We start from the raw sequence: 23,743 nt of genomic DNA, 5'->3' as shown, positions 1-23,743 counted from the left end.
TGGCGTGCCGGGCGTCGTATGGATAGCGATCGCGGTGCTCGTCGCGTTCGCACTGGTCCTCGTCGTGGGCGTGTCCCGTCTGCGCGCCCTGTCCCACCGCGTGGGGTCGTTCCCCTGCGGTGCCCGGGCGGCCGGCAACCCGCAGGGTGCCTGGACGCTCGGCATCGCCCAGTACGGCGTGGGACGGATCGACTGGTGGCGATGCTGGTCGCTGTCGCCCCGTCCCGCCCGTACCTGGCAGCGGGAGCGGCTCGAAGTCACGGGCCGCGTCCCGCTCGACCAGGCGGGGCAGCCGGACCAGTACCTGGTCCAGTGTCGTTACGACGGCCTGGACTTCGAGCTGAACATCTCGGCCGGTGACTACACCGGCCTCGCCTCCTGGCTGGAGGCGGCGCCGCCGGGACGCCGGGACCTCGTCCTGTAGCACACCCCTGCTCGCGCCGGGCCGCAACCACGACCTGAAGGAGACCTGTGCGCCTCGTCGTCGCCGAATGCTCCGCCCGGTACACCGGACGGCTGACCGCCCACCTGCCGCTCGCGACGCGGCTGGTCGTGGTGAAGGCTGACGGGAGCGTGCTGCTGCACTCGGACGGCGGGTCGTACAAGCCGCTCAACTGGATGTCGCCGCCGTGCACGCTGGCGGTCCGCGAGCCGGACGACGAGGCGCGCGGGCGTGGCGTCACCCAGGTCTGGACCGTGCAGCACAGCAAGTCGGACGACCGGCTGGAGATCGAGCTCCACCACGTCCACCACGAGTCGGCGCACGACCTGGGCATCGACCCGGGTCTCATCAAGGACGGCGTGGAGGCGCACCTCCAGGAGCTGCTGGCCGCGCAGATCAGCCTGCTCGGTGCCGGTCACACGCTGGTGCGCCGCGAGTACATGACGGCGATCGGGCCGGTGGACATCCTGGCCCGCGACTCGGCCGGCGCCACCGTCGCCGTGGAGATCAAGCGCCGCGGCGACATCGACGGCGTCGAGCAGCTGACCCGCTACCTCGACCTCCTGAACCGGGACCCGCTGCTGGCGCCCGTGCGCGGCGTCTTCGCCGCCCAGGAGATCAAGCCGCAGGCCCGGGTTCTCGCGAAGGACCGCGGCATCGGCACCCTGGTCCTCGACTACGACGCGATGCGCGGCGTGGACGACGTGGACGCCCGCCTCTTCTGAGGTCTTTCCCACACGCACGAGCGTCTTGTCAGATGGTAATTTCTGAACATGTTCAAAACGGCGAAGGCGGAGGCGACCCGGGACCTCCTGCGCAGCACCGCGCTGCGGCTCTTCCGGGAGGACGGCTACGAACGCACCACGATGCGGCGCGTCGCTGTCGAGGCCGGTGTGAGCACCGGGAACGCGTACTACTACTTCCCGTCCAAGGAGGACCTGGTGCACGAGCTGTACCGGGAGGTCCAGGACGAGCACGCGTGCCTGGTGGCGGAGCGCCTCGAGGGACCCGGCGCCGAGCTGACCCGCCTCGAGGACCGGCTCCGCGTCGCCTGGCAGGCGTCGGTGGACGCGTTCGAGCCCTACCACGCGGTCGGCACCGAGCTCGTGTCCGTCGCGATCCGCCCGGGCGCCCGGACCAGCCCGTTCTCCGCCGAGTCGGCGGCTGCGCGCTCTGCCTCGCGCGCGATCTTCGCCGACGTCGTCACCGGCGCCCACGACGTCCCGCCGCACCTGCGCGCCGAGCTGCCCGAGCTGCTCTGGTACGGCCAGCTCGGCCTCACCCTGTTCTGGGTCCACGACACCTCCCCGGGCCGACGCCGGTCACGCGACCTCGCGAGCCACGCCGCCCGGGTGGCGGGTCGCCTCGCGCGCCTGTCCCGGCTGCCGGTCGCCCGCGGGGTGGTCGACGACGTCCTGGGGCTGGCCCGCCGGTTCGCCGTGCCGGCGGATCCCGCGCCGGCAGACCCCGCGCAGGCAGAGGCGGCCCTGCCCGGTCTCGCGACCGCCGCGACCCCAGGGAGCGGGTCGTGAGCGCCGCGAGCGGCACGCTGCTGGCGCTCCTCACCGCGCTCGGCTGGGTAGTTGTGCTGCCGCTGGGGCTCCGGACGCTGGGGCCCGCGGTCGTCCCTTCCCCGAGGAGTCTCGCCTGGCCTGTGGCCGGGGCGTTCGGCGCCCTGAGCGTGCTCGCGCCGACCGGCTGGGCCGCCGTGGCGCTCGCCCTCCCGGCGGCCGCCGGGACAGCGGTCCTCGCGGTCGTGGGAGCGCGGCACGGGGTGCGCGCGGTGGCCGGAGCGGGGGGAACCGGCGTCGTGCGCACGTCCGGGCCCGACCTCGCGATCGCCGTCGGCCTGGTGTTCCCGGCCGTGGGGGCCACCGCGCTCGTCGCGGAGCGGGGCGGCTGGTCGCTCCTCGGCTTCTCGGCCGGGTACCTCGCGCTCACGGTGCCGCACATGCTGTTCGCGGGCTTCGGCGCGTGCCTGGTCGCCGGGCTGCTCGCCCGGGAGGCCGCGCGCTCCCGCCTGGCGGCGGTCGGCGCGTGGGGCGTCCCGGCGGGGGTCGCCCTGGTCCTGGTGGGGTACTTCGTGTCCGACGCCGCCGAGCTCGCCGGGGCCGTCGTCCTCACCGCGGCGCTCTGGCTAGCTCTCTGGTGCGGCGCCGGGGCTGCCGGGCCGGCCGCCGCCCGGGGAGGGGCGCGCCGCGTCCGTACGTTGCGCCTCACCGCCGCCCTCGCGGGCACGGCGGGCATGCTGCTCGCACTGTGGTGGGCGGTGGGGGAGGCGTTCGACGTGCCGCACCCCGGGATCGGCTGGATGCTCGCCACGCACGGCGTCGCGAACGCGCTCGGCGTGGTGCTCTGCTCGCTCCTGGCGCTGCGCCCCGCCGCCCCCGGCCAGGCTGCCGCCCCCGCCCAGGCCGCCGCCCCCGGCCCGGCCCCCCGCGCCGCCGTCGTGCCTCCGTTCACGTATGCCGAGGTGGGCGCGACCGCCCGCACCGACCTGCCGCCCGGCTACGCGCACCTGCGCGCCCGGCACCGCCTGGGCCCCGGCACGGCCGACGACCTGGCCCGCGTGGGAGAGGCCCTCCTGACCTGGCGCGTCCACGCCGCCGCGCGCGTGCGGCTCGCCACGTCGGCGGCGGTGGCCGCCCCGGGGGTGCGCGTCACCACCCTGCTGGGCGTGGGCGAGCTCCGGCTCGTCGAGCCGTGCGAGGTGATCTGGACGGAACGGACGGACGCCAGGGTGGCCTTCGGCTACGGCACCCTGCCCGGGCACGTCTTCGTGGGGGAGGAGGCGTTCGTGATCGAGCGGGACGCCGACGGGCTGTGGTTCACGGCCGTCGCGTTCTCGCGACCCGCTGTCTGGTGGACGCGCGCCCTGCGTCTCGCCGTCCCGCTGTTCCAGCACGCCTACCTCGCGTGGCTCGCGCGCGGCGCCCGGGCCGTGCTCCGCGAGACCGAGGCCGCCGCACGCCGGTGATCGGGCAGGATGGGCCTCATGCCTGAGACTGTCGTCCTGCGTGGCCGTGTCGTCCTGCCGTCGGAGGTCCTCGACGACGGCGTCGTGGTCGCCACGGGCGACCGGCTCACCTTCGTGGGCACGGTGCCCGACGCCGTCACGGCTGGGCTGGGCGACCTCGTCGCCGTGGTCCCGGCCTCCTCCGCGGTCGTGCTGCCGGGCCTCGTGGACCTGCACAACCACGGGGGCGGCGGGGTGTCGTTCCCTGACGTGCTGACCGCCGACGAGGCGCTGGTCGCGGTGCACGAGCACCGACGGCACGGAACCACGACGCTGCTCGCGTCCCTCGTGTCCGCCTCCCGCGAGACCCTGCTCGCACGCGCCGCCGTGCTGGCCGTTCTCGCCGAGGCCGGCGAGATCGCCGGGATCCACGCGGAGGGGCCGTTCCTGTCGTACGAGCGGCGGGGCGCGCACAACCCCGCCGACCTGGTGCCGGGGGACGCGGGGCTCGTCCGCGAGCTCGCCGCCGCCGCGCGCGGTCACCTGCGGACCATGACGATCGCGCCGGAGGTGCCGGGCGTGCTCGGGACCGGCGGCGCGGCCGAGGCGCTCGTGGAGGCCGGGGCAGTCCCGTCCCTCGGGCACACCGACGGCACCACCGAGCAGGCCGAGGAGCTCGTGGCGCAGGTGGTGGCGGGGCTCGCGGAGCGGGCGCACGGCCGTCCGGGCACAGCCCGGGAGCTCACCGCGACCCACCTCTTCAACGGCATGCGGCCGTTGCACCACCGCGCTCCCGGGCCCGTCGCGGCCTGCCTCGCGGCGGCGGCGCGGGGCGAGATGGTCGTGGAGCTGATCGGAGACGGCGTGCACCTCGACCCGGCGACCGTGCGCACCGTCTTCCGTACCGTGGGCGCCGACCACGTCGTCCTGGTCACCGACGCCATGGCGGCCGCCGGCATGGCCGACGGCGCCTACGAGCTGGGGCCCATGTCAGTCACTGTGCGCGACGGCGTCGCGCGGGTCACCGACCCGGAGGACCCGGACGGCGGCCCCATCGCCGGCGGCACGGCGCACCTGCTGGACGTGGTGCGGTGCGCGGTCGGCGCCGGGGTGCCGCTCGCGGACGCCGTGCGGGCCGCGACCACGGTGCCCGCCCGGGTGCTGGGCCTGGCCGGCGAGCTGGGCGCGCTCGCTCCGGGGCTCCGTGCAGACGTGCTCGTGACCGACGGCGACCTCCACCCGGTCCGCGTGCTCCGGGGCGGCGTGGACGTGATCGGCTGATCCGGTCGCTGTCAGGCGTTGCCCCAGGGCACGGGACCTCGCTACGGTAGGCTGTCGAAGCGCTTCGACGTCTTCGACGACGACCACCGACCGCCGCACCGCCGCGGCGACGAAGGAGTGACCCATGGACGTGCCGGCCTTCCGCGACACCACGCTCTCCGTGCCCGAACGAGCCCGCGACCTGCTCGGGCGGCTCACGCCGGCGGAGCGTGTCGCGATGCTCCACCAGCACGCACCGGTGGTGGAGCGCCTCGGGCTCGGGCCCTTCCACACGGGCTGCGAGGCGCTGCACGGCGTCGCGTGGCTCGGCGTCGCCACGGTGTTCCCGCAGCCGGTGGGCCTCGCGGCCACCTGGGACCCCGGGCTGGTGCGGCGGGTCGGCGACGTCGCGGCCACCGAGGTGCGGGCCAAGCGGGCGGCGGACCCGTCGGTGAGCCTCAACGTGTGGTCGCCGGTGGTCAACTCCCTGCGCCACCCGGCCTGGGGACGGAACGAGGAGGGCTACTCGGAGGACCCGCACCTGACCGCCCACCTGGCCACCGCCTACTGCCGGGGCCTGCGCGGCGACCATGAGCGGGTGTGGAAGACGACCCCCACGCTCAAGCACTTCCTCGCGTACAACAACGAGACCGACCGCTCGTCCACGAGCTCGAACCTCACGCCGGTCGTGCTGCACGAGGAGGAGCTGCCCGCCTTCCGCGAGCCGGTCGAGGCGGGCGTGGTCGCCGCCGTGATGCCCTCGTACAACCAGGTCAACGGGACCCCGGCGCACCTGCAGACGGAGCTGTTCGAGGAGCTGCGGTCGTGGACGGACCAGTCGGTCGCGCTCGTCTCGGACGCCGCCGCCCCGATGTTCGTCGTGACCGTGCAGCGTGCCGCGCCCGACCGGGCCTCCGGCAACGCGGCCCTCGTGCGCGCCGGCGTCGACTCGTTCACGGACGACGACGCCGCGTCGGCGCCCACGATCGAGCGCCTCGAGGAGGCCCTGGAGCGGGGTCTGCTCGACCTGGCGGACGTGGACCGTGCCGTGCTGCGCATCCTGGAGCTGCGGCTGCGCTCCGGCGAGCTCGACGCCGACGACCCCTACGCGGGCATCGGCGCCGACGCGCTCGACCTGCCCGAGCACCGGGCCCTCGCACGGGAGGCGGCGACGCGCTCCGTCGTCGTGCTGCGCAACGAGGACGGGGTGCTGCCGCTCCGGGCGCCCGCGTCCGTCGCCGTCGTCGGCCCGCTGGCGGAGGCCGTGCTCACCGACTGGTACTCGGGCACCCTGCCCTACGCGGTCTCGGCCGCGGACGGGTTCCGTGCCCTCGGCGCGCGCGTGGTCGTGGCGGACGGCGCGGACGTCGTCGCCCTGCGGGCCGCGTCCGGCCGGTACGTGACCGTGTCCGCGGACGGCGCGGCCGTCGTCGCGGACGCCCCCGACGCCGGGAAGGCCAGCCGCCTGGCCGTGACGGACTGGGGCCGGGGCGTGCTCACCGTGCGCTCCGAGTCGTCGGGGCGCCTCCTGACCGGCGCCTGGCCGATGCGGGCCGACGCCACGCGGGTGGGCGGCTGGGAGGTCCAGGAGAGCTTCCGCCGCCACGTGCACGCGGACGGCACCTGGTCGCTGCTGCACCTCGGCTCCGGCCGGTGGGTGCGGGTCCAGCGGGACACCGGCCTGCTGTGCGCGGAGGGCCGCACGCTCGACGACGCCGAGCGGTTCGTGGCGCGGGTGCTGGAGTCCGGCGTGGCCAAGGTGGCGGAGGCGGCCGCGCAGTGCGACGCCGTCGTGGTGGCCGTCGGCAACGACCCGCACCTCAACGGGCGCGAGACGCAGGACCGTCCGGACCTGCTGCTGCCCGACGCGGCCGTGGAGGTCTGGCGCGCCGCCGTGGAGGCCAACCCGCGGGCGGTCCTGACGATCGTGTCCAGCTACCCGTACGTGCTGGGCCCCGGCGTCGCGGACGCCCCGACCGTCGTGTGGACGAGCCACGGCGGCCAGGAGCTCGGCCACGCGCTGGCCGACGTGCTCACGGGCGCCGTCGAGCCAACCGGCCGGCTGTCCCAGACCTGGCCGGCCCGCGAGTCGCAGGCCGGGGACCTCTTCGACTACGACACCCGCCGGCAGCAGATCACCTACCGCCACCTGCCCGCCGACGACGCCGGGGTGCCCGCCTTCGCGTTCGGGCACGGCCTGACCTACTCGACGGTGTCGTACGAGTCGCTGGCGTTCTCTGCCGGCCAGGTGGCGGCGCCCGCGCCGACCCGCGACCACCCGCCGCTGGCGCCCGCGGACCCGGCCGGGACGGGCGTGGTGACCGCGTCGGTGACGGTGCGCAACACCGGCGACCGGCCCGCCGAGGAGCTGGTGCAGGTGTACTCGCTCGGGCTCCCCGCCCCGGCCGCGACCCCGGTCCGGCTGCTGCTCGGCTACCGCCGGGTGCGGCTCGGGCCCGGGGAGCAGGCCACGGTGGACGTCGCCTTCGACGTCGCCCGGCTCGCCCTGTGGGTCTCCGCGGAGGGCTCCGGCCTGCTCGACGGCGACCTGCGCGTCCACCCCGGCACGTACACCGTCGCGGCGGGTACCTCGTCCGTGGACCTGCCGCTGCGGGCGGGCCTTACGGTCGTCGCATGAAGATCGACCCGGAGGGCCGGACCACGCAAGGGCTGACGGTCCTGCTGCAGTTCGTCGCGCTCAACCTCCTGTACGTGGTGTCGTGCCTGCCGGTCGTGACGGCGGGCGCGGCCACGGCCGCGCTGTACGAGGTCACGCTGCGGTACGCGGACGAGGAGCGTGGATACCTGCTCTCCGGGTACTTCGTGGCGCTGCGGCGCAACCTGTGGCGCGGCACCGCGGTCCTTCTCGCGTTCGGCCCGCCGGTCGCGGGGGCGGCGTTCGCCGCCGTGTTCTGGCTGTCGTCCGGCAGCGTGCTCGGCACGGTCGCCGGCGTGCTCGCCGTGCTCATCGCCGTGCACCTCGCGGCCGCGATGCTGTGCGGGTTTGCCCTGGTCGCCCGGTACGACGACCCGCTGGGGCGGACCTTCCGCAACGCGATGCTGCTGCCGCCGGCCGAGCCGTCGCGCACGGGCTGGCTCGTGCTGCGGCCCGTCGCCACGGTCGCCGTGCTGTACGTGGCTCCCCAGGCGATCGTGATCGTCGCGACCATCGGCTTCTCGGTCGGCGCCTACGTCGACGCCCTCGTGCTGCACAACGTGTTCCGCCGGAGGCAGGGCACCGACGAGCCGGTGAGCCCCCACTCGGGGGAGTGACGCGGCGCCGTCGGGCGGCATGCGAGTGGGGCAGCATGCGACGAGGCCCGGGCTCCTCTCGGAGCCCGGGCCTCGTGCTGCCCGGCTGCTACCCGGCGGCGGACGCCGCCCGGGTCATCCGATCACCCGAACTCCTTGGCGACCGACTCGCGCGCCTCGTTCTGGGCCTTCGCGTTGGCCATGTCGACCTCGAGGACCTGCTCGACGCCGAGACCCTCGGCGGTCTCCTGCAGGGCGGCGAGCAGGCTCTCGAACTCGGCCTCGTCCTTGGCGAAGACCATCTTCCAGGAGTGCTCCACGATGCTGGCCTTGACCTGGTTGCGGATCGCCTCGACCTCCGCCTCGTCCGTCGGGGCGGCGTAGCTCGACCCCGGCGCGACGATGAGCTGGCCGTTGTCCTTGAGGTAGTCCATGGTCGTTGCCGCGCCGCCCATGTGCTCGCTCCAGTCCTCCTTCAACGGGTTGGCGACCGTCTCCAGGTAGCTCGGCCAGTACTTGTAGCTGTACGGGAAGTCCGTCTCCGGGTTGACGTCGATGGGCAGCACCGCCGACACGTTGAGCGTCGAGACGCCGTCCTTGTACGCGCCGCCACCCCACTCGGCGGGCACGTCCGCCCCGCCCTGGAGGATGGCCTTGTTGCCGAACTCGCTGAGCTGGGGCTCGCCCTCGACGACCTCCCAGGTGAGGCCTTCGGGCCCCGCGGCGCCCATCGTCTCGGAAGCGCTCGAGTTCACGCCCTCGGGCGAGTAGAGCCAGTCGATGAACGCAGCCAGGCGCGCCGGGTCCTCGGCGCCCGAGCCGATACCGAAGATCTGCTTGCCGCCGTACACCTCGGCTCCGTAGGAGAAGATCTCCTGGTCCTGCATCGGCACGAGCTCGAAGCCCTTGCCGGCGGCCATGTTCTGCTCGGTGTTGTACGCCGACTGGCCGAGCCACGGCCACCAGGACAGCAGCACCTGGCCGCTCTGGTACTTGGAGAACATGGTGTCGTAGTTCTGCGTGGTCGACTCCGGGTCGACGAGGCCCATCTGGTTGGCCTCGAAGTAGAACCGCAGGGCACGCACGTACTCCGAGTCGGAGTCGATGATGCTCTGGTAGTCGGACCCGTCGGCCTTGGCCAGGACGAAGCCCATCTCGTCGTACCCGTAGAGGGTCGCCGGCTGCTTCGCGGTGACCATCATGTTCCCGTCCCAGTCCTTGAACAGGGAGATGGCGTACGTCGGCTTGCCGTTGTCGGCCGTCGGGTGCGCGTCCTGCATCGTCGCCAGGACGGGCAGGAGGTCCTCGAGCGTGCCGATCTCCGGGTAGCCGGCCTCGGCGTAGTAGTCCCAGCGCAGGAACGGGCCGAACGTCGGGTCGACGCCCTCGGAGGACTCGGTCGGCTTGATCGACGAGACCTGGGTCGGGAAGGCGTAGATGCCCTCCTTGCCGTCGTTGAGCTTCTGGACCGCCGGGTCGTAGTCGGGCAGGAACTCCATGGACTCGTAGTAGGGCGAGGCGTCGAGCAGCAGACCGCCCTCGACCAGCTCGTCGAGCTGCTGGCCCTTGTCGACGACGATGAGGTCACCGAGGTCGCCGCCCGCGACGCGGGTGTTGTAGAGCGTGTCACCACCGCCCGCCACGTTCGGGGCGATGATGTTCAGCTCCATGTTGAACTTGTCCTTGACGAGCTTGCCGAACCAGCCGCCCTGGATGCCCATGTAGTTGGCCAGGCCGTCGTAGACGTCGACGGTGATCGGCTCGGCCTGCGACCAGTCCTGGTCGATGGAGGTGTTCGTCTCTTCCGGTCCGGCGGCTGTGCACGCCCCGAGGGACAAGGTCCCCAGCACGGGCGCCATCAGGAGGGCGATGGCCTTTCTGGTCTTCATTGACTCTCCTTGTGTTGTTTTTCTGTGTGCGGGTTCGCTGTCAGCCCTTGACGGCGCCGAGCATGATGCCCTTGACGAAGTACCGCTGGAACATGGGGTAGATGAAGATGATCGGCAGCACGACGATCACGGCGACCGTCATGCGGATCGACGTCGGCGTCTGTGACGTGGCGGCAGAGACGATCGCGCCGAGGTTGCCCTGCGCGTTCTGCGCCGCCTGCGCCAGACTGCTCGCCTGGTTGATGTACGTGTAGAGCGTGTACTGCAGGGGGTACAGGCTCTGGTCCGTGATGTACAGCAGGGTGTCCTGGAACGAGTTCCACTGGGCCACGGCCGAGAAGATCGCCACGGTCGCCAGGATGGGCGTGGTGTTCGGCAGGATGATGCTGAAGAACATGCGGACGGGCCCGGCGCCGTCGATCTCGGCGGCCTCCTGGAGCGACTTCGGCAGCGACTCCACGTACGTCTTGACGAGGATGATGTTGAACGGCTGCACGATCGCCGGGAGGATGTAGACCCAGAACGAGTTCGTCAGGCCCAGGCTCTTCATCGTCACGTACATGGGGATGAGGCCCGCGTTGAAGTACATCGTGAAGATGACGAGCCGGTACCAGAGCGCCCGCTTCCACATGCGCTCCTGCGTGAACATGAACCCGAGGAACGCGGACGCCAGCACCGCGGTCACGGTGCCGATCACCGTACGGGCGATCGAGACGAACGCGGCGTTGGTGAGCCCGCCGAGCCCGAGGATCTGCTCGTAGTTCGACAGGTGCAGGCCCACCGGCCACAGCCGCACGTCGCCCAGCGCGCTGACGTCGTTCGCGCTGACCGAGTTGATGATCAGGTAGTAGAACGGGTAGCCGCACACGAGGGCGAAGACGGCGAACCACACGTAGTTCCAGAGCTCGAACGGCAGGTCGCCGGCTGTGCGCCGGAACTTCGACCCGCCCTGTCCCGAGCGTCGGCGCCGCGGGAGCCGGGTCGTGGGCGTGCCGGCAGGCAGGGTCGTGGTGGGCGTGGCCGTGGCGGCAGTGGTCGCTGGGGTCGTCCGGATGGTCATGGTCCGTCCCTAGAGGATCGAGGTCCCGCGAGCGCGCTTCGCGATCGCGTTGGCGGCCACGAGCAGCGCCACGGAGATGACGCTCTTGAGCATGCTGAGCGCTGTGGCGAGCGAGATGCTGTTCCCGGTGATGCCGACGTTGTAGACGTACAGGTCGAGCACCTGGATGTGCTCCTTGTTGAACGCGTTCTGGAACACGTAGTACTGCTCCATCCCGTTGTTGAGGATGTTGGCGATCGACAGCAGGAGCAGGACGACGTACGTCGGCATCAGCTGCGGGAACGTGATGTGGCGCATGAGCTGGAAGCGGTTGGCGCCGTCGATCCGCGCCGACTCGTACAGCGTGGGGTCGATGCCCGAGATCGCGGCGAGGTACATGATCGCGCCCCAGCCCAGGCCCTTCCACAGGCTCCAGGCGAGCATCGTCAGCCAGACGTGCTGGTCGGAGTCGAGGAACTTCATGGGGATGGTGATCAGGCCCCAGTCGTGCAGCGTCGTGTTCACCAGGCCGCTCGTGGAGAACAGCGAGAACGCGATCATGTAGACGAGCACCCACGAGATGAAGTTCGGGAGCGTCGTGAGGGTCTGCACCGCGTTGCGGAACCAGCTCGCCCGCACCTCGTTGAGGAAGATGGCGAAGAAGACCGGCAGCAGCGACGTCGCGATGCCGAGGAAGCTCATGGCGAGGGTGTTCGCCATGACCTGCCCGATCTGCTGCAGCTGGGTCGGGGACGAGACGAGCATCTCGAACCACTGCAGACCCACGAACTCGCTGCGGCCGAGGCCGAGCGCGGGCTTGTAGTCGTACAGCGCGGTGACCCAGCCGAGCAGCGGCAGGTAGGAGAACAGAAAGACCAGCACCAGGAACGGCGCGACGACGAGGAACGCGGAGACCGAGACGCGTCGCGTCTCGCCCCGGTTCCCCCGCGTCAGTTGCAGGAGACCCACCTGTCACTCCCTCGTGAAGTTGCGCTCGTTGTCGAACGGTATTGAAGCGCTTCGACGGAGAATTGATACCACGGCTGAGTGGTTGGGGGCAATGCTCCGGTCAACCCGCCCGTGGGGCGCTGTGTGCTCTCGAACCGTTACGGCCCTGTCCGGATGTCGGCCGAGCGGTGGACATCCGGCGGTTTGGAGCCCTACGCTGGCGAAGCGCTTCGATGGGCGCTGGCGTGCGGACCCGGAGACCGGCCTGGGTCCGGCGCCCTCAGGGGATGAGAGACGGGGCGACGGGGGAGCTCCCGTCGCCCGCGGCCGGGCGGTGTGTGGGGTCCCGCCCGGCGGTCGGCCGGGGTGCGGGGTGCGCGCACCCGGCCGGGGCCCGACCGGGCGGCGGGGGCCGCCCGGTCAGGGCGCCGTGACGCGGCTGCTCGCCCGCTCCGTGAGGACCGGGGCGAGCAGCCGCGTCTCGGCAGGCTGGTCGCCCGCGAGGCGGGCCATCACCATGTCGATCGCGAGCCGGCCGATGGCCTCGGCGGGCAGGTCGATGCTCGTCATGGGCACCGCCTGGGCGAGGGCCACGTCGGTGGGACAGACGGCCACCACCGCGAGGTCGTCCGGGATGCGCCGGCCGTGCCGCGAGAGCCGGGACAGCACGTGCGGCAGCGCGCTCTCGTTGTGCACCACGAGGGCCGTGGTCTGCGGCGCCTGCTCCAGCAGCGTGTCCACGGCGCGGTAGGCCCCCGCGGGCGTGGGCTCGCACGGCTCGACGACGGCCGACATGCCCGACGCCTCCGCCTGGGTGCGGAACCCGCGCAGCAGGCGCTCCGCGTACGACGTGTGCCGGTCCAGCACCTGTGGCGGCGAGCCCACGAGCGCGATGTCACGGTGCCCCGCCGCGAAGAGGTGACGCACGGCCAGCCGGCCCGCCGCCTCGAAGTCGAGGTCGACGCAGCTCAGCCCGGCCGGGTCCTGGGGCAGGCCGATCAGCACCGCCGGCTGCCGCTGCGACGCCAGGAGCGGCACCCGCGGGTCGACCGCCTCGACGTCCATCATCACGAGCGCGTCCACCATCGACCCGCTCGTCACCCGATCCAGGCCGCCGAGGTCGTCCTGGGTGAGCAGCAGCACGTCATGGTCGAAGTCCCGCGCGCGGGTCACCACACCTGCCACGAACTGCATGATGACGTGCACGTCCACGCCCACCCGCAGGGGCGCCATGAGCGCGATCACGTTGGTGCGGCTCGACGCGAGGGCTCGCGCGCCGGCGTGCGGGCGGTACCCGAGCTCGGCGATCGCCTGCTCCACGCGCGACCGGGTGGGCCCGGAGATCTTCCGCTTGCCCGACAGCACGTACGAGACGGTGGACGCGGAGACCCCGGCCGCTCGTGCGACGTCGTCGATCGTTGCCACGGGTCTGCTCCTCACAGCGGGGACCCGACAGGGTCCGGGGACAGGCACACGGTATCGCCGGGAAGCAGGTGCAGGCGCCGCGGCGCGGCGCCGGGGGCTCGCACCTCGACCTCCAGGGCGGTCGCGGGCCGCTTCGGCCGGGCGTCCGCGGGCGTCTTCGGCTGCCCGATGGCGGGCTCCGGCTGCCCGACGGCGGCGGGCCGGCGCAGCCGGGCGCGGGTCACGCGGCCGTCCCGCCAGGCCACGTCGACGAGGACCCCGCCGGGCGTGCGCAGGCCGGTGACCTCCCCCTCGGGCCAGGCGTCGGGCAGAGCGGGCAGAAGGTCGACCCGCATCCCCGCGCGGGTGGGTGGGCGGGCCTGGACCAGCAGCTCGGCCACGCCTGCCGTGAACCCGCAGTTGCCGTCCACCTGGAACGGGGGGTGCGCGCTGAAGAGGTTCGGATAGAGCCCGCCGCGCTGGCCGAACCCGTCCGTGGCGGGCCGCAGCGCGAGGAGCACCTGCTCGTGGGCCCGGTCGCCCCGGCCGAGACGTGCCCACAGCGCGAGCCGCCACGCGAGCGACCAGCCGGTGGACTCCCGACCCCGCAGCTCGAGGGACCGGGCGGCCGCCGCGCAGACCTCGGGATCCGTGTCCGGCCAGTACGCCCCGAGCGGGTAGACGCCCACCAGGTGCGACAGGTGGCGGTGCTCCGGCTCCGCCTCCACCACCTCCTGCTCCCACTCGAGGAGCTCGCCCCGGGCGCCGGCCCCCGGACCAGGCAGTCCTGCTACCACGTCCTCGAGGCGCAGGAGCCAGGACTCGTCGGCTCCGCCCGGCTCGGCTCCGCCCGGCTCGGTGCCGCCCGGCTCGGCTCCGCCCGGCTCGGTGCCACCCTGCGCCTCCCAGGCCGTGCGGCAGGTGCGGGCCAGGTCGCGCAGCAGCTCGACGTCCATCGTGCTCGACGTCCCCACACCGGTCACCGTGCCGTCCGCCGCCACGTAGTGGTTCTCGGGGGACGTGGACGGGCTGGTCCAGGCGCGACCGGCGCCGTCGGTCCGCACCCAGTCGGCGGCGAACCCGGCGGCCCCGCGCAGGAGGGGGAGCACGCGGTCACGGAGCGCGGCGTCGTCGGGTGCGAAGACGTGGTGGTCCCACGCGTGCCGCGCGAGCCAGGTGCCGCCGAGCGGCCACGACGCCCAGGCTGGGTCGCCGTGCCCGGCGCCCACCGGGGCGGCGTGCCCCCACAGGTCGCTGTTGTGGTGCAGCACCCAGCCGCGGGTGCCGTACAGGCCCCGCGCCACCGCGGCGCCCGGCCCGGCCGCCACCCGGTCGAGCAGGTCCAGCAGCGGCTCGTGGCACTCGGGCAGGTTTGTGGTCTCGGCGAGCCAGTACGTCATCTGCGCGTTGATGTTGAGCGTGTAGGCGCTGCTCCACGGGCCGGGCAGCTCGGCGTTCCAGATGCCCTGCAAGGTGGCCGGCGGCCCGCCCGGCCGTGACGACGACAGCAGCAGGTACCGCCCGTAGTGGAACGCCAGCGCCGTGAGGACCGGGTCGTGCAGCCCGGCGCTGCGCGCCACGCGGACGTCGGTCGGCAGGTCGTCGGAGACCTCGTGGGTGTCGGGGACGGCGGTCCCGAGCCGCAGCTCCGCACGGTCGTAGAGCGCCCGGTGCGCGACCACGTGCGCGGCGCGTACGGCGGCGGTGCCCGACGTCGTCCCGCCCGCCCCGGTCCACCGGCTCACCGCCGTGCGGAGCAGGCCGAGCGCGCGGGCGCGGGCGTCGGCGGCGTCGGCGGTAGCCGTTGCGGCGCGGGCGGCTGCGGTGGCCGTGGCGACGACGACGACGTGCTCGCGAGCCGCCGGCGCTCGCAGCACCCCGTCGCCCGCGCACATTGCTTCGGCACCTTGTCGTCGACTCGGCACTTCGAACTGCCGAGTCGACGACGAACTGCCGAAGCAATGTGCGCCGTCCACCGGGCCGTCCACCGGGCCGTCCACCGCGCCGTCGCCGCTGAGCACCGCCACGGCCACCGCTCCCCGGCGGCCGACGGCGTCGTCGTACCGGACCGGCTCGGGGACGTCCTCGTGACCCGGGGCCACGTCGACGGGCAGGAGGACCTCATGAACGAGGACGGCACCGGGCGGCAGGCCGTCGACAGCCGGCGAGGACCCGCCGTCGGACCCGCCGTCGGACCTGTTGTCCGGCACTGGCGGGGCGTCGCGCAGCAGGCTCGACACCCGCAGGGCGAGCGGGACGGGGCGCTCGCTGCGGACGGTGTGCACCACCACTCCCAGCACGGCGTCGGCCCAGGTCTCGTGGTGCACGCGGCCGGCCCGGGCGTCGTCGTACGTGTGCCAGGCGACCGCCTCGCGCAGGCTCAGCCCCCGCGCGTACCCGGCGTCCGCCCCCACTCCCGGCGCGGCCCCCACTCCCGGCGCGGCCCCCACTCCCGGCGCGGCCCCCACCCCCGCCCCCGGGACCGGCGGCGACGGGGCGTCGGAGACGTCGTCGCCCAGCGTGAGGCGCAGCTCCGCGAGGGGGAGGTACGCCTGCACCCAGGGCGTCTGGAGGTCCTGGAGCAGCTCCTCGGCCCGGTGGACGTCGCCCGCCGTGACCGCCGCCCGCACGGCCTCGAGGTGCTCCGGGCCGCGTGCCCGCGTCCCCGCGAGGGGGTCCGGCGGCGTGGCCGGCCCGGACCAGGCGGTGAGGTCGTTGAGCCAGAGGTGCTCGCCGCCCGGGAGCCCGGCGCACATCGCGGCCCGGAACCCGTTGCCTACCGGAAGCGCTTCGACCCAGGATCGTGCAGGCCCGCGGTACCGGAGCTCGTGGGCGGCGGACGCACCGTGCGCGCTGCGAACATCTACGGCTTCCGGTCCGTGGGGCGCGGCTTCCGGCGCATTCATCGGCGTGTACTCCTCGCAGCGGGTGGCTCGGCGGCGGTGCCGACAGTGCGGGCGGAGGTGCGGACGGCGTTGTCCCACACGCTGGACACCCTGGCCGCCACAGGCTACCTTGTTGAAACGCTTCGACGGAGCCGACGGGCAAGGATGCTCGGGTGGGACAGGTGCAGGGGGGTCGAGTGGTGCGGGGGACAACTGTGGGGTGGTCGGCGTCGTCCGCCTCCCGTACGGCGCCCGGGGGACGTGGCCGGTTCTCGGCGCTGACGCGCGACCTGGGCCTGTGCTTCGGGGGCGACTACAACCCGGAGCAGTGGTCGCCGGAGGTCTGGCGCGAGGATGCTCGTCTCATGCGCGAGGCGGGCGTGAACCTGGTGACCGTCGGCGTCTTCAGCTGGGCGCGGTACGAGCCGAGCCCCGGCATCCGCGACTTCACCTGGCTCGAGGAGGTGCTGGACCTCCTCTACGAGCACGGCGTGGCCGTGGACCTGGCGACGCCGACCGCCTCGCCGCCCGCCTGGCTGGGCATCCTCCACCCCGACACGCTGCCCGTGGACCACGACGGGGTGCGCCTCGTCGCCGGCTCGCGCAACCACTTCAGCCCGGCCTCACGGACGTACCGGGAGCACGCGCTCGCCATCACGTACGACCTCGCGGAGCGGTTCTCGGCCCACCCGGCCGTGCGGATGTGGCACATCGGCAACGAGTTCGGGCAGGTCTGCTACGGCGACGAGGCGGCCGAGGCGTTCCGCGTCTGGCTCAAGGCCCGGTACGGCACGGTGGACCGGCTGAACGAGGCCTGGGGCACGGCGTTCTGGTCGCAGCACTACGCCTCGTTCGAGGAGGTCCTGCCGCCGCGCCGCACGCCGTACCACGTCAACCCGACGCAGGCCCTGGACTTCCGCCGGTACTCGTCCGACCTGCTGCGCGACCTCTACCGCGAGCAGCGGGAGGTCATCCGCGCGGTCGACCCCGAGCGCCCCATCACCACCAACTTCATGGGCTTCTTCCCGCTCGTCGACTACTGGTCCTGGGCGGCGGACCTCGACGTCGTCGCCGACGACGCGTACCCCGACCCGAGCGACCCCCACGCCCCGTCCACCGCCGCGCTGACCCAGGACCTCATGCGGTCCCTCGGCGGCGGCGACCCCTGGGTCCTCATGGAGCAGGCGGCGGGCGCCGTCAACTGGCGCGGCCACAACCTGCCGAAGAGCCCCGAGCGCACCCGCCTGGAGTCGCTGCAGGCAGTCGCCCGCGGAGCCGACGGCATCTGCTTCTTCCAGTGGCGCGCCTCGCGCGCCGGCGCCGAGCGGTTCCACTCCGCGATGCTGCCGCACGCCGGCCCCGACACCCGCGTGCACCAGGGCGTCCGGGCGCTCGGGGCGGACCTCGCGCGCCTGCGCCCCCTCGCGGGGACCCGCGTCCCGGCCCGGGTCGTCGCCGTGTTCGACTGGTCGTCCTGGTGGGCGTCGGGCGAGGTCGGCGGACCCACCGACCGGTTCGACGCGCTCGCCCAGCTCCGCGCCTGGTACCGCCCGCTGTGGGAGGACGGCGTCGCCGTCGACCTCGCCCCGCCGGGGGAGGACCTCGTCGGCTACGACGTGGTCCTCGTGCCGAACCTGTACCTCCTCGGCGAGCACTGCGCGGAACAGCTCCAGGCCGCGGTCCGGCAGGGCGCGCAGCTCGTCGTCGGCCCGTTCTCCGGAGTGGCCGACGACGACGCCCAGGTGCACCCCGGCCGCTCGCCGGCGCTGCTCCGCGACGTGCTCGGTGTGAGCGGCGAGGAGTGGGCGGCGCTGCCCGACGGGGGCGTGGCGCTCGCGGTCGCGGGCGTGCTCCTCGACGAGGCCGCGGCAGGCAGCGGTGCTGCGCCCGGGCGGGCCGCCGCCCCGGGCGGCACGGACGCCCGGGGCGCGCGACCGGCGTCGGGCAGCCGGGCCACCGTGCTCGGCGAGCTGCTGCGCGCCGAGGGCGCCCAGGTCCTGGCGCGCTACACGGACGGCCACCTGGCCGGCGCGCCGGCCGTGACCCGGCACGACGCCGGGGCCGGCACGGCCTGGTACCTCGGCACCCTGCCCTCGCCGGAGCTGCTCGCCGCGGTCCTGCGCGGGGCGGTGCGGCGCGCGGGCGTCGAGCCGGCGCTGCCCGGCCTGCGCGGCACGGGCGTGGAGGCGGTGCGACGGGGTGACTCCCTGTTCCTGCTGAACCACGCCGACACCCCGGCCCGGGTCGCTGTGCCCGGCCGGTACACCGACCTGCTGACCGGCGTCGCCGTCGACGACTCGGTCGAGCTCGACCCGTGGGGGGCCGTGGTTCTTATGGAGAGGAACGCATGAAGTTCACGGATGGCTACTGGAAGCTGCTGCCCGGAGTCGCGATGCTGCGGCCCCGCTGGGTGGACGAGGCGGTCGCTGACGGCGACCGGCTCGTGGTGCACGCGCCCACGGCGCCGATCCACGACCGTGGCGACACGCTCAACCGGCCGCTCGTCACGGTGACGTTCGACGCGCCGATGGACGACGTGATCGGCGTGCGGATCGAGCACCACCGCGGCCGCCGCGACCGGGGGCCGCACTTCGCCGTGCGGCGGGAGGCGGCCGACGTCAAGGTGGTCGCCCCGGGACCGGGGGACGCGGCGGCGTCGATCACGTCGGGCGGCCTCACGGCCCGCGTGTCGGTGGACGCGCCGTGGCAGGTGGACTTCGAGGCGGGCGGGCAGGTGCTGACGTCGTCGTCGGACCGGAGCGTCGGCGTCGCGACCACGGCGGAGGGCACGTTCGTGCACGAGCAGCTCAGCCTGGACGTGGGCGAGCACGTGTACGGCCTGGGCGAGCGCTTCGGCGCGTTCGTCAAGAACGGCCAGAGCGTGGACGTCTGGAACGAGGACGGCGGCACCGCCAGCGACCTGGCGTACAAGAACGTGCCGTTCTACCTCACGGACCGCGGGTACGGCGTGTTCGTGGCGCACCCGGAGCGGGTGTCGTTCGAGGTGGGGACCGAGGTGGCGTCCCGGACGCAGTTCTCGGTGCCGGGGGAGCACCTGCAGTACTACGTGATCCACGGGCCCACGCCGGCCGACATCCTGCGCCGGTACACGGCGCTGACCGGCCGGCCGCCGCAGGTCCCGGCCTGGTCGTACGGTCTGTGGCTCTCGACATCGTTTACGACCGACTACGACGAGGCCACCGTGACCTCCTTCGTGGACGGGATGGCGGAGCGCGGAATCCCGCTGAGCGTCTTCCACTTCGACTGCTTCTGGATGCGGCAGTTCCACTGGTGCGACTTCGTCTGGGACCCGGCCACCTTCCCCGACCCCGAGGGCATGCTCGCGCGCCTGCACGACCGCGGGCTCCGGGTCAGCGCCTGGATCAACCCCTACATCGCGCAGCGCTCGCACCTGTTCGACGAGGGCGCGCGCCTGGGATACCTGGTCCGCACGGCCGAGGGCGACGTGTGGCAGTGGGACCTGTGGCAGGCGGGCATGGGCCTCGTGGACTTCACCAACCCCGAGGCGACGGCCTGGTACCAGGGCAAGCTGCGCGAGCTCCTGCGGCAGGGCGTGGACTGCTTCAAGACGGACTTCGGCGAGCGCATCCCCACCGAGGTGGTGTGGCACGACGGGTCCGACCCGCAGCGCATGCACAACTACTACGCGTACCTCTACAACCGTGCCGTCTTCGAGGTGCTGGAGGAGGAGCGGGGCGCGGGCGAGGCCGTCGTCTTCGCGCGGGCGGCGACCGCCGGGACCCAGCAGTTCCCGGTCCACTGGGGCGGCGACTGCGAGTCCACGTTCGCGGCGATGGCCGAGTCCCTGCGCGGTGGCCTGTCGCTCGCCCTGTCGGGCTTCGGTTTCTGGAGCCACGACATCGGCGGCTTCGAGGGCACGCCCGACGCCGCCGTGTTCAAGCGGTGGGTGGCCTTCGGCCTGCTCTCGTCGCACTCGCGCCTGCACGGGTCGAGCTCGTACCGCGTGCCGTGGGCCTTCGACGAGGAGGCCGTGGACGTCACGCGCGCCTTCACGCGCCTGAAGATGCGGCTCATGCCGTACCTGGGCCGGGTCGCGGACGAGGCCACCGAGCGGGGCCTGCCCGTGATGCGGCCGATGCTGCTCGAGTTCCCGGCCGACCGCACCGCCGCGACGGTGGACACCCAGTACCTGCTGGGCGACTCGCTGCTGGTGGCGCCGGTGTTCCGCGTGGACGGGCGGGTCGAGTACTACGTCCCGGAGGGCACCTGGACGCGCTTGCTGCCCGACGGCGAAGGGCTGCTCCCGCGCACCGTGTCGGGACCGCGGTGGGTCACCGAGGAGCACGGCTTCGACTCCCTCCCGCTGCTGGTGCGGCCGGGTACCGTCCTGCCGGTCGGCGGGCGGGACGACCGCCCGGACTACGCCTGGGCGGAGGGCGTCACCCTGCGGTTGTTCGAGCTCCCCGACGGCCATGACGAGGTCGTGACGGTGCCGGGAGGCGACGGGGCCGCGGCGACGTACCGGGTGAGACGGGAGGGCGACGTCGTGCGCGTGTCGTCCGACGACGCGCCGGGGCCCTGGGCGGTGGAGGCCGCGGGTCTCACAGAGCGGACAGAAGGCGCGGGAGCGCTCTCTCTGTCAGTGTCGACGGCTAACCTGACGGCATGAGCACCCCACGCACTTTCCCCGACGGCTTCGTCTGGGGCTCGGCCACCGCGTCCTACCAGATCGAGGGAGGCGCCACCGAGGGCGGCCGCGGCCCGTCGATCTGGGACACCTTCTCGCACACGCCGGGCAAGACGCTGAACGGCGACACCGGCGACGTCGCGGACGACCACTACCACCGGTGGCAGGAGGACGTGGAGCACATCAAGAACCTGGGCCTCGGTGCCTACCGGTTCTCGATCGCCTGGCCGCGGGTCCAGCCGGGCGGCAGCGGGGAGTTCAACCCCGAGGGCATCGCGTTCTACTCGGGTCTGGTCGACGCGCTGATCGAGGCCGGCGTGAAGCCGGTCGTCACGCTCTACCACTGGGACCTGCCCCAGGAGCTCGAGGACCAGGGCGGGTGGGCCAACCGCGAGACGGCGTACGCGTTCGCGCGCTATGCCCGCCGCATGGCGGAGGAGCTGGGCGCGCGCATCGACACGTGGACCACGCTCAACGAGCCGTGGTGCTCGGCGCTGCTCGGCTACGCCTCCGGCGTGCACGCGCCCGGTCTGACCGACCAGGTGACGGCCCTGCGCGCGATCCACCACCTCAACCTGGCCCACGGCCTGGCGGTGCGGGAGATCCGTGACGTCCTGGGCGAGCAGGCCAAGACGTCGCTCACGTTGAACCTGCACGTGATCCGGCCGGACGACCCGTCGTCGGACGCTGACGTCGAGGCCGTCCGGGAGGCGGACGAGATCGCGAACGGCGCGTTCCTCGGTCCGGTGCTCGACGGTGCCTACCCGGCCGGGCTGATCGAGCGCACCTCGGGCCTGACCGACTGGTCCTTCGTCGAGGACGGCGACCTGGAGATCACCAACCAGCCGCTCGACGTGCTGGGCGTGAACTACTACTCCACCGCCCGGGTGCGCCGGTACGCCGGCTCGGGCGAGCGGCAGCAGGCCGACGGCCACAAGGACTCCGAGGGCTCGCCCTGGATCGGGGCCGACGACATCGAGTTCCTGCAGCAGCCCGGCCCGTACACGGCGATGGGCTGGAACATCGAGCCGCAGGGCCTCACGGACCTGCTGCTCTCGCTGCACGAGTCGTACCCGGACCAGCCGCTCATGATCACGGAGAACGGCGCGGCGTTCGACGACGAGGTGTCGGCCGACGGCCGGGTCCACGACGACCTCCGGGTCGCCTACCTGCACGACCACGTCGAGGCGCTGGGCCAGGCTCTCGACAAGGGCGTGGACGTGCGCGGCTACTTCGCCTGGTCCCTGCTCGACAACTTCGAGTGGGCCTACGGCTACGACCGTCGCTTCGGGATCATCCGCGTGGACTACGACACGCAGTTGCGCACCTGGAAGGACTCCGCCCACTGGTACCGCAAGCTCGCGACGACGAACTCGGTGCCGGCGGTCACGGACATCGAGGCGTAGGTGGAGGCGGCGGCCGGCCGCGTCGTCGGGTCCGGGACCTCCCGGGCGCTCGACGCGCACCTGGACGCGCTGCGCCTCAGATCACGCGTACCCGCCCTGTCCGCGGCCGTCGGCCGCGGCGGGCGGGTCGTGTGGTCGCGCGTCGCGGCGGCGCCGGGCGCGGTCGTGGGCGACGACGGCGCGGGCGGGCCGGTGCGCGGGCCGGTGCGCGGGCCGGTCGCGGCCGGCGCCTTCGGTTCCGGTGCCGCGCCGGGGCTCGCGTTCCGGATCGGGTCGATCACCAAGCCGATGATCGCCGTGGCGGTGCTGCGGCTCGTCGAGGCGGGGCGCGTGGGCCTGTCCGACCCGATGGGCCGGCACGTGCCGGACGCGCCGGTGCCGGGCGCGACGCTCCGCCACTACCTGACGCACACGAGCGGCCTCCCCGCCGAGCCGGCGGGGCCCTGGTGGGAGCGCCACGGCGGCTGCTCCTGGGACGACCTGGTCGCCATGCGCCTGCCCGCCCTGTGGGAGCCGGGCGAGCGGTACCACTACTCGAACACCGGGTACGCGGTGCTGGGCCGTCTGGTGGAGCAGGCGCACGGCAGGTCGTGGGACGAGGTGCTGCGCGACGAGCTGTGGGCGCCTCTCGGCATGGCGTCCACCGCGCGGACGCCGGCCGGGGCGCGTGCCGTGGGGTACGCGGTGCACCCGCACACCGACCTCGTGCTCCGCGAGCCCGTGCCCGGCTACCTCGCGATGGGTCCGGCGGGCGAGGTCTGGTCCACACCCGCTGACCTGGTGCGGTTCGGCGCGTGGCTCGTCGGCGTCGGCCCGGCCGAGGTGGACCCCACGGTGGCCGACGGCGTGCTGTCCCTCGCCGCCCGCCGGTCCCTCGCTGTCCCGCGGGTCGTGGTGGACGACGACGGGCCTGCGGGCGGTCCCTGGACCACCTCGCACGGGCTCGGGGTCCGGGTGCGTCAGGACGGCCCGCTGCGCACGGTGGGCCACGGTGGCTCCGTGCCGGGCTTCACGGCCGACCTCCGGGCGGACGTGGCCACGGGGGACGTCGTCGCGGTCTGTGGGAGCTCCACGGGCGGCTTCGGCAACGGCGCGGGGTTCCTCCGCCTGCTCCAGGACCTGGAACCGCCCCTCCCGGCGCTCCTGGACCCTGTGGAGGAGGTCTGGGACCCGGCGCTCACGGGCACGTGGTACTGGGGTCCGAGCCCGTACACGCTGAGCGTGGACGCCGCCGGGCGGGTGGTGCTGCGCTCGTCGTCGGACGGCGGGCGAGGTTCCGTGTTCGCGCCTGTGGCGGACGGCACCTGGGTGGGCGTGGAGGGCGGCTACTGGCTCGGCGAGCGGCTGCGCGTGGTCCGTTCCGAGGGCGGCGCGGTGGCGCTCGACGCCGGGACCTTCCACCTCTCACGGACTCCGTACGACCCCGCGACACGCCCGCCCGGAGCGCTCGACGGGACGGCCTGGATGGGGCTACCCTCTGCTCTCTGATGCTGACTCCAGAACGTGTCGACCACTACATCTCGTAGGCGCGCGCCTGTCAGACACTAGGTGTAGTGTTTGAGGCATCGGGAGCCGCAGGCTCCCAGGTAAAGA

16 protein-coding genes are annotated in these 23,743 nt (G+C 73.5%); 11 read left to right on the top strand and 5 right to left on the bottom strand.

Translation table 11 applies throughout. The annotated features are described in order from the left end of the window. Positions 1-4 precede the first annotated feature (4 nt). The 7 genes from D1350_RS04655 (at position 5) to D1350_RS04620 (ending at position 7,931) form a co-directional block, all read left to right on the top strand. Positions 5-424: a DUF2550 domain-containing protein gene (locus tag D1350_RS04655; RefSeq protein WP_125774372.1), complete on the top strand. Its 420-nt coding sequence runs from the start codon at positions 5-7 to the stop codon at positions 422-424. Between the two features lie 47 nt (positions 425-471). Further along, on the top strand, positions 472-1,167 hold the full coding sequence (gene nucS, locus D1350_RS04650; RefSeq protein ID WP_125774370.1) for an endonuclease NucS: 696 nt from the start codon (positions 472-474) through the stop codon (positions 1,165-1,167). A gap of 48 nt (positions 1,168-1,215) precedes the next feature. Next, complete coding sequence (locus D1350_RS04645; protein WP_125774368.1) at positions 1,216-1,974, top strand: TetR/AcrR family transcriptional regulator; 759 nt, start codon at positions 1,216-1,218, stop codon at positions 1,972-1,974. Then, positions 1,971-3,419: a YndJ family transporter gene (locus D1350_RS24050; RefSeq protein WP_206074421.1), complete on the top strand. Its 1,449-nt coding sequence runs from the start codon at positions 1,971-1,973 to the stop codon at positions 3,417-3,419. The genes D1350_RS04645 and D1350_RS24050 overlap by 4 nt, the downstream gene beginning before the upstream one ends. A gap of 9 nt (positions 3,420-3,428) precedes the next feature. Then, positions 3,429-4,679 carry an N-acetylglucosamine-6-phosphate deacetylase gene (locus D1350_RS04630; protein ID WP_125774366.1) on the top strand — a complete coding sequence of 417 codons (1,251 nt, stop codon included), beginning with the start codon at positions 3,429-3,431 and terminating at the stop codon, positions 4,677-4,679. Positions 4,680-4,803: 124 nt separating this feature from the next. Continuing rightward, positions 4,804-7,296, top strand: coding sequence for a beta-glucosidase family protein (locus D1350_RS04625; protein ID WP_125774364.1), 2,493 nt, complete (start codon positions 4,804-4,806; stop codon positions 7,294-7,296). Next, the gene (locus tag D1350_RS04620; protein WP_125774362.1) at positions 7,293-7,931 is read left to right on the top strand and encodes a DUF624 domain-containing protein; all 639 of its coding nucleotides are present in this window, start codon (positions 7,293-7,295) and stop codon (positions 7,929-7,931) included. Before D1350_RS04625 ends, D1350_RS04620 begins: the two co-directional genes overlap by 4 nt. 122 nt (positions 7,932-8,053) lie before the next feature. On the opposite strand, the gene D1350_RS04615 is transcribed toward D1350_RS04620, so the two are convergent. The 5 genes from D1350_RS04615 to D1350_RS04595 all read right to left on the bottom strand — a co-directional run bounded on the left by D1350_RS04615 (position 8,054) and on the right by D1350_RS04595 (position 16,096). After that, positions 8,054-9,799, bottom strand: coding sequence for a type 2 periplasmic-binding domain-containing protein (locus D1350_RS04615; RefSeq protein ID WP_125774360.1), 1,746 nt, complete (start codon positions 9,797-9,799; stop codon positions 8,054-8,056). A gap of 40 nt (positions 9,800-9,839) precedes the next feature. Continuing rightward, on the bottom strand, positions 9,840-10,859 hold the full coding sequence (locus D1350_RS04610) for a carbohydrate ABC transporter permease (RefSeq protein ID WP_164545026.1): 1,020 nt from the start codon (positions 10,857-10,859) through the stop codon (positions 9,840-9,842). Between the two features lie 9 nt (positions 10,860-10,868). After that, positions 10,869-11,807 (bottom strand): ABC transporter permease, encoded by a 939-nt coding sequence (locus D1350_RS04605; RefSeq protein WP_125774358.1) that lies wholly within the window; start codon positions 11,805-11,807, stop codon positions 10,869-10,871. A gap of 399 nt (positions 11,808-12,206) precedes the next feature. Then, a complete protein-coding gene (locus D1350_RS04600) occupies positions 12,207-13,211 on the bottom strand; it encodes a LacI family DNA-binding transcriptional regulator (RefSeq protein ID WP_125774356.1) in 1,005 nt (334 codons plus the stop codon). Positions 13,212-13,222: 11 nt separating this feature from the next. Then, on the bottom strand, positions 13,223-16,096 hold the full coding sequence (locus D1350_RS04595; RefSeq protein WP_125774354.1) for a glycosyl hydrolase family 95 catalytic domain-containing protein: 2,874 nt from the start codon (positions 16,094-16,096) through the stop codon (positions 13,223-13,225). Positions 16,097-16,248: 152 nt separating this feature from the next. On the opposite strand from D1350_RS04595, the gene D1350_RS04590 reads away from it, so the two are divergent. From D1350_RS04590 to D1350_RS04575, 4 genes are read left to right on the top strand one after another with little or no spacing between them, the layout of a single operon-like run. Next, entirely contained in the window at positions 16,249-18,426 is a 2,178-nt protein-coding gene (locus tag D1350_RS04590) for a beta-galactosidase (RefSeq protein ID WP_420807798.1), read from the top strand. Further along, on the top strand, positions 18,423-20,726 hold the full coding sequence (yicI, locus tag D1350_RS04585) for an alpha-xylosidase (RefSeq protein WP_125774352.1): 2,304 nt from the start codon (positions 18,423-18,425) through the stop codon (positions 20,724-20,726). Before D1350_RS04590 ends, yicI begins: the two co-directional genes overlap by 4 nt. Beyond that, complete coding sequence (locus D1350_RS04580) at positions 20,723-22,150, top strand: GH1 family beta-glucosidase (protein ID WP_125774350.1); 1,428 nt, start codon at positions 20,723-20,725, stop codon at positions 22,148-22,150. The genes yicI and D1350_RS04580 overlap by 4 nt, the downstream gene beginning before the upstream one ends. Continuing rightward, positions 22,151-23,638, top strand: coding sequence for a serine hydrolase domain-containing protein (locus tag D1350_RS04575; RefSeq protein ID WP_125774348.1), 1,488 nt, complete (start codon positions 22,151-22,153; stop codon positions 23,636-23,638). It begins immediately after the preceding gene. Positions 23,639-23,743: the final 105 nt, after the last annotated feature.

Source organism: Antribacter gilvus, assembly GCF_003946865.1.
Taxonomy (GTDB): Bacteria; Actinomycetota; Actinomycetes; order Actinomycetales; family Cellulomonadaceae; genus Antribacter; species Antribacter gilvus.
The sequence above is the reverse complement of the archived record's forward strand: the minus strand, read 5'-3'. Positions and strand labels throughout refer to the sequence as shown.

Excerpts from the sequence above, each read along its gene's own strand:
- D1350_RS04620 (WP_125774362.1), top strand. The coding sequence starts at position 7,293 with ATGAAGATCGACCCGGAGGGCCGGACCACGCAAGGGCTGACGGTCCTG.
- D1350_RS04625 (WP_125774364.1), top strand. The coding sequence starts at position 4,804 with ATGGACGTGCCGGCCTTCCGCGACACCACGCTCTCCGTGCCCGAACGA.
- D1350_RS04610 (WP_164545026.1), bottom strand. The coding sequence starts at position 10,859 with ATGACCATCCGGACGACCCCAGCGACCACTGCCGCCACGGCCACGCCC.
- D1350_RS04645 (WP_125774368.1), top strand. The coding sequence starts at position 1,216 with ATGTTCAAAACGGCGAAGGCGGAGGCGACCCGGGACCTCCTGCGCAGC.
- D1350_RS04630 (WP_125774366.1), top strand. The coding sequence starts at position 3,429 with ATGGGCCTCATGCCTGAGACTGTCGTCCTGCGTGGCCGTGTCGTCCTG.
- D1350_RS04615 (WP_125774360.1), bottom strand. The coding sequence starts at position 9,799 with ATGAAGACCAGAAAGGCCATCGCCCTCCTGATGGCGCCCGTGCTGGGG.
- D1350_RS04595 (WP_125774354.1), bottom strand. The coding sequence starts at position 16,096 with ATGAATGCGCCGGAAGCCGCGCCCCACGGACCGGAAGCCGTAGATGTT.
- yicI (WP_125774352.1), top strand. The coding sequence starts at position 18,423 with ATGAAGTTCACGGATGGCTACTGGAAGCTGCTGCCCGGAGTCGCGATG.
- D1350_RS04580 (WP_125774350.1), top strand. The coding sequence starts at position 20,723 with ATGAGCACCCCACGCACTTTCCCCGACGGCTTCGTCTGGGGCTCGGCC.